Annotated in this window: 9 protein-coding genes; 7 read left to right on the top strand and 2 right to left on the bottom strand. The window is 64.0% G+C overall.

Going from position 1 to position 12189, the window contains the following annotated elements; all coding sequences use genetic code 11:
- Positions 1–50: 50 nt before the first annotated feature.
- Complete coding sequence (locus tag ABIB73_RS12205; protein WP_354224348.1) at positions 51–1271, bottom strand: ABC transporter substrate-binding protein; 1221 nt, start codon at positions 1269–1271, stop codon at positions 51–53.
- A gap of 75 nt (positions 1272–1346) precedes the next feature.
- Positions 1347–2897 (bottom strand): acyl-CoA synthetase, encoded by a 1551-nt coding sequence (locus ABIB73_RS12200; RefSeq protein ID WP_354224346.1) that lies wholly within the window; start codon positions 2895–2897, stop codon positions 1347–1349.
- Positions 2898–3166: 269 nt separating this feature from the next.
- Between ABIB73_RS12200 and ABIB73_RS12195 the strand changes: the two genes are divergently transcribed.
- The 7 genes from ABIB73_RS12195 to ABIB73_RS12165 all read left to right on the top strand — a co-directional run bounded on the left by ABIB73_RS12195 (position 3167) and on the right by ABIB73_RS12165 (position 12171).
- Complete coding sequence (locus ABIB73_RS12195) at positions 3167–4303, top strand: acyl-CoA dehydrogenase family protein (RefSeq protein ID WP_354224344.1); 1137 nt, start codon at positions 3167–3169, stop codon at positions 4301–4303.
- A 143-nt stretch (positions 4304–4446) separates the two neighbouring features.
- The gene (locus ABIB73_RS12190) at positions 4447–5613 is read left to right on the top strand and encodes an acyl-CoA dehydrogenase family protein (protein ID WP_354224342.1); all 1167 of its coding nucleotides are present in this window, start codon (positions 4447–4449) and stop codon (positions 5611–5613) included.
- On the top strand, positions 5610–6266 hold the full coding sequence (locus tag ABIB73_RS12185; RefSeq protein WP_354224340.1) for a glutathione S-transferase family protein: 657 nt from the start codon (positions 5610–5612) through the stop codon (positions 6264–6266). Before ABIB73_RS12190 ends, ABIB73_RS12185 begins: the two co-directional genes overlap by 4 nt.
- A gap of 288 nt (positions 6267–6554) precedes the next feature.
- Positions 6555–7355 (top strand): AraC family transcriptional regulator, encoded by an 801-nt coding sequence (locus ABIB73_RS12180; RefSeq protein WP_354224338.1) that lies wholly within the window; start codon positions 6555–6557, stop codon positions 7353–7355.
- Between the two features lie 246 nt (positions 7356–7601).
- A complete protein-coding gene (locus ABIB73_RS12175) occupies positions 7602–8468 on the top strand; it encodes a beta-keto acid cleavage family enzyme (protein WP_354224336.1) in 867 nt (288 codons plus the stop codon).
- Between the two features lie 113 nt (positions 8469–8581).
- Positions 8582–10198 carry an acyl-CoA carboxylase subunit beta gene (locus tag ABIB73_RS12170; protein ID WP_354224334.1) on the top strand — a complete coding sequence of 539 codons (1617 nt, stop codon included), beginning with the start codon at positions 8582–8584 and terminating at the stop codon, positions 10196–10198.
- On the top strand, positions 10195–12171 hold the full coding sequence (locus ABIB73_RS12165) for an acetyl/propionyl/methylcrotonyl-CoA carboxylase subunit alpha (protein WP_354224332.1): 1977 nt from the start codon (positions 10195–10197) through the stop codon (positions 12169–12171). Before ABIB73_RS12170 ends, ABIB73_RS12165 begins: the two co-directional genes overlap by 4 nt.
- Positions 12172–12189: the final 18 nt, after the last annotated feature.

The raw sequence follows: 12189 nt of genomic DNA, 5'->3' as shown, positions 1-12189 counted from the left end.
TGAAAAAATAGCGGCCCTTCGGCCGCTATTTCATTGAGGTCTGTCGCGACCTAGCCGCTGGGCTCGGCGCTGATGATGGGGCCGAACAGTTCCCACTGGCCGCTCTTGAAACGCCACATCTTGAGCTGCTCGATCGGCGCGAAGTCGGTGGACGAGGTATTGATCGTGATCCCCGGGATCAGCGTGTCGGGAGTGAAGTCCTTCAGGCTGGCGGCCTGTTTCATCACGTTCTCGCGGGTCAGATTGTCGCCGGCTTGCTTCAGCACCTGCACCATCGTCTGGGCTGCGGCATAGCCGTAAACCAGATTGGCGTCCGAAATGTTCGCACCCGGCATGTACTTGTCGATGAAGGCCATGAACTTCTTCATGCCGGCATCGTCCTTCCACTGCGGATCGGACGCATCCTTGAGGTAACCGGCCGACAGCACGCCTTCGGATGCCTCGAGGCCGGCCGGCTTCATCACCGCACCGATCGACACCGAGACGTCGGTCATCAGATGCATCGGCTTCCAGCCGAGCTCGGCGATCTTCTTGATGGCCTGCGCCGCGAACTTCGGGGTCGCGATGTTCACGAAGACATCGGCGCCAGTGTCCTTGAGCTTGACGATATGAGCGTCGATCGAGGGCTCCGATGTCTCGTAGCTTTCTTCAGCCACGATCAGCTTCGAGGCCTTGTCGCCGAATACGTCCTTGATGCCGGCGAGGTAGTCTTTGCCGAAATCATCGTTGGCATAGAAGATCGCAACCTTCGCATCCGGCTTCTCCTTCAGAATGTATTTTGCGAAGATCCGCGCCTCGACCCGGTAGCTCGGCTGGAAGCCCATGGTCCAGGGGAAGGTGTGCGGGTCGTTCCACTTGCTGGCGCCGGTGGCGAGGAAGAGCTGCGGCACCTTCTTCGAATTGTGATATTTCTGCACGGCGGTCTGGGTCGGCGTGCCCAGCGCGTTGAACACCAGGAACACCTCGTCACTCTCGATCAGCTTGCGGATCTGCTCGACGGTCTTCGGCGGCGAATAGCCGTCGTCATAGGAGATGAAGTTGATCTTGCGGCCGTTGATGCCGCCTTGGTCGTTGATCATCTTGAAGTAGGCTTCCTCGGTCTTGCCGATCACGCCGTAGGCGGAAGCCGGGCCCGAATAGGCCTCGACATTGCCGATCTTGATCTCGGTGTCGGTGACGCCGGTGTCGTATGCCTTCTGCGCCTGGGCGCCCTGGGTCGTGAGCAATGCCAGGGCCGCTGCGGCGGCAAGCAGGGAGAGTTTCCTCTTCATGAAATTTCCTTGGGTTTCTTGGTTGGAGACAGGCACGTCAGAAAAGAAGAAGCGCCCGCGAGAGGGGCGCTTTGGTCAGGCGTTGGCGACTTTCTTGTCGATTTCCGAGGTCACGGAAAATTCCTTGCGCAAGGTCGGCTTGTGGATCTTCCCGGTGGCATTGCGCGGCAGTGCATCGACGAAGCGAACCTGGCGCGGACATTTGAAGCGCGCGAGATTGGCTGCGCAGTGCGCCAAGACATCGGTCTCGCTCAGCCGTTGGCCCGGCTTGACCGCGACGATGGCGAGGCCCACCTCGCCCCATTGTGGATCGGGAACGCCGATCACAGCAGCTTCCGCGATCGCGGCGATCTGGTGCAGCACGTTCTCGACCTCGGCCGGATAGACGTTCTCGCCGCCGGAGATGTACATGTCCTTCCAGCGGTCGACGATGTAGTAGAAGCCTTCTTCATCGACGCGGGTGGCGTCGCCGGTGTGCAGCCAGCCATCGGTGAAGGAGGATTTGTTCGCCTCCGGCCTGTTCCAGTAGCCCGGCGTGATGTTCGGCCCCTTGACCCAGAGCTCCCCGAGCTCGCCGACATCGGCGTCGCTGCCGTCGGGGCGCACGATCCGCACCTCCGTGTGCAGCACCGGCTTGCCGGCGGAGCCCGCTTTCCGCGCCGCATCCTCGCGATCGAGCACCAGCACTGCGGGCGAGGTCTCGGTCATGCCGTAGCCCTGCTGGAGCGCGACGCCGCGCGCCTCCCAGACCTTCAACAACGGCACCGGCATTGGCGCGCCACCGACACCGCCGACGATCAGCCGGCCGAGATCGGTCGTCGCAAACGCCGGATGCTGCGACATGAATTGGTAGATCGCGGGCACGCCGAAGAACACGTTGATGCCCTGCGCGGGATCGTTGATCAGGCCGAGCGCCGTGCCGGGATCGAAGGCGCGCATGATCATCACGGTGCCGCCGGCATGCAGTACCGGATTGGTGTAGCAATTGAGCCCGCCGGTGTGGAACAGCGGCAGCACGGTGAGTAGCACCGAGGCTGGCCCGATACAGGCGGGGCCGCCGAGATTGACGCAATTCCAGAAGGTCATGCCGTGGGTAATGGTCGCGCCCTTCGGATGACCCGTGGTGCCCGATGTGTACATGATGGTCGAGACATCATCGAGTGTGACCTCCTCGATTGCCTCGAGCGGTCTTGCGACGGCGATGCCGGTCTCGTAGGTGCCGGCAGGACCCAGCAACAGACTCGTCGCGACACCACAGAGCTTCGCCACCGTCAGCGCGGTTTCGGCGAGATCGGTGTCGTGGATCATCACCTTCGGCGCGCAGTCGCCGACGATGAACTGAAGCTCGGGAACGGTGAGGCGGGTGTTCAGCGGCACGAAGACGGCGCCAAGCCGGCCACAGGCGAACTGCACCTCCAGCGTATCGGTCGTGTTGAGCGCCAGCACCGCGACGCGGTCGCCGCGTGAGACCTTTAGCGTGTCACGGAGGAAGGAGGCCAGCCGCGAAACTCGCGTATCCAGCTGCGAATAGGTGAAGCGGCGCTCGCTCGCGAGGTCGATGACCGCGACCTTGCCGGGTGTGCGGCGGCCATGATGGGCGATCCAGTCGTAGTAACGAACGGCCAAAAATCCCTCCCTCGGCGGTCTTTTGCCGCCTGCATTCTTATTGCCGTGCACCATGCCCGGCATGGCCCTGGGGGGCCAGGCGGAGTTTTGTGCAGCACGTCTTTTTTGAAACGGAGTTGGTCTGCGAGGGACGAAAGCTGTCTTGCGTTGAGTTGCTAGCTCACGGCTTGCGTGGCGCGTTGTCCCTCCGGTCAGCCACTCCGCGCAAGTGAGCCGCCAATGTTCCAGCCATGGTAGATGAGACGAATCCGTCAGCAAGCGAAAGTGCGATGAAGAGCCCGTTCTATACCGCCGAGCACGACGCTTTCCGCGACATGATGCGCCGCTTCGTCGAGAAGGAGATCGAGCCGTTCGCCCATGAGTGGGACGAGGCCGGCGAATTCCCCCGCGCGCTCTATCGCAAGGCCGCCGAGATCGGGCTGCTGGGGCTGGGATTCCCCGAGGAATATGGCGGTGTCGCCGCCGACCAGTTCATGAAGATCGTGGCGAGCCAGGAGCTGGCGCAGGCCGGGGCTGGTGGTGTCAGCGCGAGCCTGATGAGCCACACCATCGGTTCGCCGCCGATCGCGCGCGCGGCGCGGCCGGAGGTCAAGGCACGCGTGCTACCGCAGGTGCTCGCCGGCGAAAAGATCTCCGCACTTGCGATCACTGAGCCGGGCGGCGGCTCCGATGTCGCGAACCTCCGCACCAGGGCGCGGCGCGACGGCGATCACTACGTCGTGAGCGGCGAGAAGACCTTCATCACGTCAGGGATGCGCGCCGACTATCTGACCGTTGCAGTGCGCACCGGCGGCGAGGGCGCCGGCGGCGTCAGCCTCCTCCTGATCGAGGGCAACACGCCCGGCCTGTCGCGCACCAAGCTGAAGAAGATGGGCTGGTGGGCCTCCGACACCGCGACGCTGCATTTCGATGACTGCCGTGTGCCGGCCGAGAATTTGATCGGCGAGGAGGGCCAGGGCTTCAAGATCATCATGCGGAACTTCAACAGCGAGCGCATGGGCATGGCGGCGGGCTGCACCGCCTTCGCGCGGGTCTGCCTCGACGAGGCGATCGCCTACGCCAAGGAGCGCAAGACTTTCGGCAAGCCGCTCGCCCAGCACCAGGTCATCCGCCACAAGATCGTCGACATGGCGCAGAAGGTCGCGGCGAGCCAGGCGATGCTGGAGATGCTGGCCTGGCGGCTGGAGCAGGGCGAGAGCCCGGTGGCCGAGATCTGCATGATGAAGAACCAGGCGACGCAGACCATGGCATTCTGCGCCTCGGAAGCCGTGCAGATCTTCGGCGGCGCCGGCTTCATGCGCGGCATCAAGGCCGAGCGCATCTACCGCGAGGTCAAGGTCAACGCCATCGGCGGCGGCACCGAGGAGATCATCAAAGATCTGGCAAGCCGGCAGATGGGGCTTTAATTGCCGTCATTCCGGGGCGCGCGAAGCCCGAACTATGATGCGCAATTGCGCATCTGAGAATCCATCGGGCCGCACACTCCCGTGGAGATATGGATTCCGGGTTCGGCCCTACGCGCCGCCCCGGAATGACGAGGGGAAAGAGAATGCTGCTCACCGCCGACCATGACGAGATCCGCCGTTCCTTGCAAAAATTCATCGCGAACGAGATCAACCCTCACGTCGATGAATGGGAGAAGGCCGACATCTTCCCGGCGCATGAGCTGTTCAAGACAATGGGCAGCCTCGGCTTCCTCGGGCTGAACAAGCCGGTCGAGTTCGGCGGCTCGGGTCTCGATTATTCCTATGCGCTGATGATGGCGGAGGAGCTTGGCGCCATCACTTGCGGTGGCGTGCCGATGGCGATCGGGGTGCAGACCGACATGGCGACGCCGGCGCTGGCGCGGTTCGGCTCGGACGAGGTGCGTCGCGAATTTCTGGTGCCGTCGATCTCCGGCGACTATGTCGCCTGCATCGGCGTCTCCGAGCCCGGCGCAGGCTCGGACGTCGCCTCGATCAAGACCAATGCACGCTCGGACGGCGACGACTACGTCATCAACGGCGGCAAGATGTGGATAACCAACGGCACCCAGGCCGACTGGATCTGCCTGCTCGCCAACACCGGCGATGGTCCCGTTCACCGCAACAAGTCGCTAATCTGCGTCCCCATGAAGAGTCAGGGCGTCACGGTCGCGCGAAAACTCGACAAGATGGGGATGCGCTCCTCCGACACCGCGCAAATCTTCTTCGACAATGTCCGCGTGCCCAAGCGCAACCGGATCGGCGAGGAGGGCAAGGGCTTTACCTACCAGATGATCCAGTTCCAGGAGGAGCGCCTGTGGGGTGCCGCCGCCTGCCTCAAAGCGCATGAATACATCATCAACGAGACCATCGAATACACCCGCAACCGCAAGGCGTTCGGGAAGTCGATCCTCGACAACCAGGTCGTGCACTTCAAGCTCGCGGAAATGCAGACCGAGGTCGAGCTGCTGCGCGCGCTGATCTATCGCGCCGCCGAAGCGCTGGTGGCCGGCGAGGACGTCACAAAACTTGCGACCATGGCCAAGCTGAAGGCCGGCCGGCTCGGGCGCGAGCTCACCGACGCCTGCTTGCAATATTGGGGCGGAATGGGCTTTACCAACGAGACGCCGGTCAGCCGTGCCTATCGCGACAGCCGCCTGACCTCGATCGGTGGTGGCGCCGACGAGGTCATGCTGATGGTCCTGTGCAAGATGATGGGCACGCTGCCCGGCAGCAAAGGGAAGACCTCATGATCACGCTCTATCACTGCGACGCCGCGCGCTCGTTCCGCCCGCTCTGGATGCTGGAGGAGATGGGGCTCACGTATGAACTGAAGATGCTTCCGTTCCCGCCGCGGGTCTTCGCCAAGGATTATCTCGGGATCAATCCGCTCGGGACGATCCCGTTCATGATCGACGGCGAGGCGCGGATGACCGAGTCCTCCGGCATCTGCCACTATCTCGGCATCAAACACGGGCCGACGCCGCTGATGTTGGGACCTCAGGATCCAGCCTATGGCGCATTTCTGAACTGGATGTATTTCAGCGACGCCACGTTAACTTTCCCGCAGACGCTGGTGCTCCGCTACACCCAGCTCGAGCCGGAGGAGCGTCGCAATCCGCAGGTTGCCGGCGATTATGCAAAATGGTTTCTGGGCCGCCTGCGCGCCGTTGAGGCAGCGACTGCGAATGCCGAAACCTTGTGCGCCGGCCGCTTCACCGCCGCCGACATCGTCATTGGCTATGCGCTCCGCCTCGCCGACAATATCGGGCTCGCCAAGGATTTTGGGCCAAATGTGGCAGCCTATTGGGCGCGCTTGCAACAACGTGACGGCTTCAAGCGCGCGGTTGCTGCGGAGCAAAAGGCCGGCGTCGAGCAGAACATTGCGCCGAGGGTGAGGGCGTAAGTTACTTGTCGTCCCGGCCTTCGCCGGGACCCATATCCCCAGGGAGATATTTTGCGAAGATTGATCGTTCGGGAGTAGCACCACCCGGATCGATAGACCTCGCGGTATGGATCTTGGCCTTCGCCGGGACGACGATGTTGCTGATGGGTTCCGGGCTCGTCCAATGGCCGTCCCGGAATGACGACTTTTTGCGCGTCATGACAGCGCTATCCCGCCGTGACACCGCCTGAATTTAGGCTAAGGTGACCTCCGTCCGCAGCGGCCACAGAGCCGCGCGAGGAGGACCCAATGGAAGATAACGGTCGCGAATCCGACCATCTGATGCTGATCACGCCGGAGCGGGTGTTCTATGCCGGCCTGCTCGGCCGCCCCCGCAAGCGGACCCCCGGCTGCTGCCATGTCTATGTCGCGGTCAAGGGCAGCCTGGATTTGACGATCGACGATACCCTCGCCACCGGCGAGCTGTTCGTGACCCTGCCGAACCAGCGGCATTCCATCGCCAGCGACTACCGCACTGCAATCAGCGTGACGCTCGAGCCCGAAAGCATGCCGGACGGCGTGATCGAGGCCTTGGCTGAGCGATTGACCGGACCGGACAGGGCCGTCTATGCCCGCAAGATTCTCGCCGCTTACGCGCTGCTGCGCCAGCGCCGCTATAACGACATTACCACCGCCGAATTCGACGAGATGTGCTTTGGCGAGGCGTTGCCGCGCCGCGTGCTCGACCCGCGGGTGATGCGCGCCGTCGCTCGTATCGGGCGCTTCTCCGGCGAGCCGGTGACGGCGGATACATGCGCGGCCGAAGCAGGTCTTTCCGCTTCGCGATTCCTGCATCTGTTCAAGGAGGAGACCGGCATCTCGTTCCGATCCTTCCGCGCCTGGAAGCGTGCGCGGCACCTGCTCCACTTCGCCAACCAGGATCTCAACCTCGCCCATCTCGCGCAGGACATCGGCTATCCCGACTCGACCCATTTCAGCCACTCGATCCGCCGGTTCTACGGATTGAAGCCGCGCGCGATCTTCGTCGGCTCGCGGGATCTTGCGATCTATCGCAGCACCGAGACGGTGAGGCTTGCGGAAGCGAGCTGAGATCGCTTCGTAGGGTGGGCAAAGCGGCTTGTCCGCCGTAGCTCGAAGAGCGAAGGCGGAAGCGTGTCCACCACTTTCGTCGGGCGTGGAGAGATGGTGGGCACGGCGCAAGCGCCCCTTTGCTCACCCTACGCCATCTCACTTTTCCGCTAGCTTCTCCGCGCAAGAAGCCACATGCCGCGCGTCACATGATCGCAAGCGTTGAATTCTCAACCTGCGAGATTTCCAAGTCATGGGCGAAGAGGCATGAGCGACAAGGCCGTCATCACCTGCGCGCTGAACGGCGTGCTCACCGACCCGAAGCAGCACAACGTGCCTGTTACACCCGAGCAGATGGCGCGCGAGGCCAAGGCTGCGTTCGACGCCGGCGCCAGCATCATGCACATCCATCTGCGCCAGCAGGCGCCGAACAAGGGACATCTGGCGTCCTGGGAAGTCAGCGTCAGCAAGGAAATCCAGCAGGCGATCCGCGAAGCCTGCCCCGGCGTGATCATCAACCATACCTCGGGGGTATCAGGGCCGAATTACAGCGGTGCACTCGACTGCATCCGTGAGACCAGGCCGGAGATTGCCGCCTGCAACGCCGGTTCGCTGAATTATCTGAAGGTGAAGGCCGACAATAGCTGGGCCTGGCCGCCGATGATGTTCGACAACGCGGTCGAGAAAGTGAAGGACTATCTCGACGTCATGAACGCGGTTGGCACCATCCCCGAGTTCGAATGCTTCGACGTCGGCATCGTGCGCTGCGTCGGAATGTACAACCAGGTCGGCATGTACAAGGGCCCGCTCGAATATAATTTTGTGATGGGCGTCGCCTCCGGCATGCCGTCGGATCCCGACCTGCTGCCGATCCTGATCAAGCTGAAGCGCCCCGGGGCGCATTGGCAGGTCACCGCGATCGGCCGCGAAGAGATCTGGCCGCTACACCAGCGCTGCGCCGAGCTTGGCGGCCATTTGCGCACAGGTCTCGAGGACGCCTTCTATCTCGCCGACGGCAAGAAAGTGACGTCGAACGGCCAGTTGATCGAGGCCATCGTCGCCTGCGCCCGGCGCGCCGGCCGCGACATCGCGAGCCCGGCCGAGGCGCGGAAGATCTTTGGGACGAATCGGTAGGTATCGCCTCAACCGTCATTGCGAACGAAGCGAAGCAATCCAGAATCTTTCCACAGACGCAGTCTGGATTGCTTCGAAGCTCACGCCCTCGCAATGACGAGCAGGATAGAGTTATGTCCATTCTCGAAAACACCATTTCCCCCGGCAGCGCCGCCTACCACGCCAACCGCGACGGCATGCTCGCTTTGATCGACCGCATGCGCGCGCTGGAAGAGCGCACGCGTGCCGCATCCGCCGCTGCAAAAGATCGCTTCCACAAGCGCGGCCAGCTGCTGCCGCGCGAACGCGTCGCGCTGGTGCTCGATCCCGGCGCGCCCTTCATCGAGCTGTCGACGCTGGCCGGCTACATGTTCGACGTGCCGGATCCGAACAAGAGCGTGCCCGGCGGCGGTGTCATCGCCGGCATCGGTTTCGTTTCGGGCATCCGCTGCATGGTCAGCGCCAATGACGCCGGCATCGACGCCGGCGCGCTTCAGCCCTACGGCCTCGACAAGACGCTGCGGGTGCAGGAGCTCGCGCTGGAGAACAAACTGCCCTACGTCCAGCTCGTCGAAAGCGCCGGCGCCAATCTGCTACGCTACCGCGTCGAAGACTTTGTTCGCGGCGGCAACATCTTTCGTAACCTTGCCCGGCTCTCGGCGGCGGGGCTGCCGGTCGTCACCGTCACGCATGGCTCGTCGACCGCCGGCGGCGCCTACCAGACTGGGCTCTCCGACTACATCGTCATGGTCCGCGGCCGCACCCGCGCCTTCCTCGCCGGGCCGCCGCTGCTGAAGGCTGCAACCGGCGAAATCGCGACCGAGGAAGAGCTCGGTGGTGCCGAGATGCACACCCAGGTCTCCGGTCTCGGCGATTATCTTGCCGAGGACGACCGCGATGCCTTGCGGATCGCGCGCGAGATCATGGCGGCACTGGAATGGGAGCGGCCGGGCAGGGCGGCCGCGCCATTCAAGCTGCCGCGCTACGACCAAGGTGAGCTGCTCGGCATCATGCCGATGGACCACAAGCGCTCCGTGGACATGAAGCAGGTGATCGCGCGCATCGCCGACGATTCCGACTTCACCGAGATGGCGCCGAACTACGGCCCGGCCACCGTCTGCGGCCATGCCCGCATCGAGGGGCAGGCGATTGGCATCATCACCAACAACGGTCCGCTCGATCCGGCCGGCGCCAACAAGGCGACGCATTTCATCCAGGCCTGCTGCCAGACCCGCACGCCGCTGCTCTATCTCAACAATACGACTGGCTACATGGTCGGAAAGGCCTACGAAGAAGCCGGTATGATCAAGCACGGCTCGAAGATGATCCAGGCCGTGACGTCGGCGACGGTGCCGCAGATCACAATCTACTGCGGAGCGTCGTTCGGGGCCGGCAATTACGGCATGTGCGGGCGCGGATTCCATCCACGCTTCTGCTTCTCCTGGCCCAACGCCAAGACCGCCGTGATGGGCGGCGAGCAGGCCGCCGAGACCATGGCGATTGTGACTGAAGCCGCTGCAGCACGCCGCGGCAAGCCGGTCGAGAGAGGAACGCTCGACGCCATGAAAGCGCAGATCATCGGCGTGTTCGACGGCCAGATGGATGTGTTCTCGACCAGTGCCCGCGTGCTCGACGACGGCGTGATCGACCCGCGCGACACCCGCGCTGTGCTGTCAGAGGTACTCGCGATCTGTCGCGAGGGCGACGCGCGCACGCCCCAGCGCATGCAGTTCTCGGTGGCCCGCCCATGAGGAACGGATCAGTGCAGCACCGCCCGTTCTTCAAGGTCCTGATCGCCAATCGCGGCGAGATCGCGCTGCGCGTGATGCGCAGCGCGCGCCGGCTCGGCCTTGGTGTCGTCGCGGTTTATTCGGATGCAGATCGCGATGCACTCCATGTGCGGCGAGCCGATCAGGCTGTGCGCATCGGCGAAGCGCTGCCGGCGCAATCCTATCTCAACATCCCCGCCATCATTGCGGCTGCAAAGGCCAGCGGCGCGGATGCAGTGCATCCCGGCTACGGCTTTCTCGCCGAGAACGTGGATTTTGCACAAGCCTGCAAGGATGCCGGCCTCGTCTTTATCGGCCCGTCGCCGCAGGCGATCGAAGCGATGGGCAACAAGGCCGGCGCCAAGGAGATCATGAGGAAGGCCGGCGTGCCTTGTGTGCCCGGCTATCAGGGCGCTAACCAAAGCGACGACTTCATGCTCGCAGAGGCCAAAAAGATCGGCTTCCCCGTGATGATCAAGGCGGTCGCCGGCGGTGGCGGGCGCGGCATGCGGCTCGTCACGGAAGCGGCGTCGTTCCCGGATGCGCTGCGCAGCGCGCGCTCCGAGGCAAAGGCTGCGTTTGGCGATCCGACGGTCATTCTCGAACGCGCCATCCAGAATCCACGCCACATCGAGGTCCAGGTGTTCGGCGACAGCCACGGCAACGCCATCCATCTCGGCGAACGCGATTGCTCGGTGCAGCGGCGGCACCAGAAACTGATCGAGGAGGCACCATCCCCGGCGGTGACGCCCGAGCTGCGCGCGAAGATGGGCGAGGTCGCGGTCGCGGCGGTGAAGGCGCTGCGCTACGAAGGCGCTGGTACGCTGGAATTCCTGCTCGACCCAAGCGGCGAGTTCTACTTTATGGAGATGAACACGCGCCTCCAGGTCGAGCATCCCGTGACCGAGGCGATCACCGGGCTCGATCTCGTCGAACTGCAACTATGCGTCGCGCGCGGCGAGCAGCTCGCCGTGAAGCAGCAGGACATCCGCTTCTCGGGCCACGCCATCGAGGTGCGGCTGTGCTCGGAGGACGCCGCGCACGACTTCATGCCGCAGTCCGGCCGCATGGCGCGCTGGCAGGTGCCGGAGGGTATCCGCGTCGAGCATGCGCTGCAATCGGGCTCGGAGATCCCGCCGTTCTACGATTCGATGATCGCCAAGGTGGTCAGCCACGGCGCGACGCGCGAGGAGGCGAGGGGGCGGCTGATCGTCGGCCTGGAGCAGCTCACGGCCTTCGGCGTGACCACCAACCAGGCGTTCCTGATGTCGTGCCTGCGTCATCCCGGATTTGCCAGGGGCGAGGCGACGACGGCGTTCATCGGCGCGCATCGCGATGAACTGCTTGCGCCACGAACGGACACTGCGCTCGATACGGCGCTCGCGGGTCTGCTGCTCTACGTCACCAATCGGCTCGCGCCGTCATGGTGCGGCGGACGGAGTCTTGCGGCGACGTTTCCACTGCCGGCGAAGATCGAGATCGCCGGCCATACGCACGAACTGGAAGTCACCCGCGAGCGCGACGGCGGCTACATCGTTGGCGCCGATGGCCGCCAGGACAAGTTCGAGATCGACAAGCTCGATTCCGACGCCGTCCGCTTCCGCCACGACGGCGTGATGGACAGCGCAAAATTCCTGCGCGACGGCGACCGGCTCTTTTTGGCGCATCGCGGTATCCCGCTCGCGGTGACCGATCTCACCCTCGCAGCCCCAAAGGCGGCCGTAACCAACGGTGGCGACGGCAAGGTCCGCGCCGCCTTGAACGGCCGTATCGTTGCCGTGCTGGTCAAGCCCGGCGACCGCGTCACCGCCGGCCAGCCGGTGATGACGCTGGAGGCGATGAAGATGGAGCACGTCCACAAGGCCGGCATCGACGGAGTGGTGGCGGCGATCGACGTTGCCGAGGGTGAGCAGGTGACGACGGGCCGGATCGTGGCGGAGATCGAGGCAGGGTAGGGCGGCAAGCTCAATTCG

The sequence above is a fragment of the Bradyrhizobium sp. F1.4.3 genome (genome assembly GCF_040548375.1).
Classification (GTDB): Bacteria; Pseudomonadota; Alphaproteobacteria; order Rhizobiales; family Xanthobacteraceae; genus Bradyrhizobium.
This window is presented reverse-complemented; position numbering and strand designations above follow the sequence as displayed.

Excerpts from the sequence above, each read along its gene's own strand:
- ABIB73_RS12205 (WP_354224348.1), bottom strand. The coding sequence starts at position 1,271 with ATGAAGAGGAAACTCTCCCTGCTTGCCGCCGCAGCGGCCCTGGCATTG.
- ABIB73_RS12195 (WP_354224344.1), top strand. The coding sequence starts at position 3,167 with ATGAAGAGCCCGTTCTATACCGCCGAGCACGACGCTTTCCGCGACATG.
- ABIB73_RS12190 (WP_354224342.1), top strand. The coding sequence starts at position 4,447 with ATGCTGCTCACCGCCGACCATGACGAGATCCGCCGTTCCTTGCAAAAA.
- ABIB73_RS12185 (WP_354224340.1), top strand. The coding sequence starts at position 5,610 with ATGATCACGCTCTATCACTGCGACGCCGCGCGCTCGTTCCGCCCGCTC.
- ABIB73_RS12180 (WP_354224338.1), top strand. The coding sequence starts at position 6,555 with ATGGAAGATAACGGTCGCGAATCCGACCATCTGATGCTGATCACGCCG.
- ABIB73_RS12175 (WP_354224336.1), top strand. The coding sequence starts at position 7,602 with ATGAGCGACAAGGCCGTCATCACCTGCGCGCTGAACGGCGTGCTCACC.
- ABIB73_RS12170 (WP_354224334.1), top strand. The coding sequence starts at position 8,582 with ATGTCCATTCTCGAAAACACCATTTCCCCCGGCAGCGCCGCCTACCAC.
- ABIB73_RS12165 (WP_354224332.1), top strand. The coding sequence starts at position 10,195 with ATGAGGAACGGATCAGTGCAGCACCGCCCGTTCTTCAAGGTCCTGATC.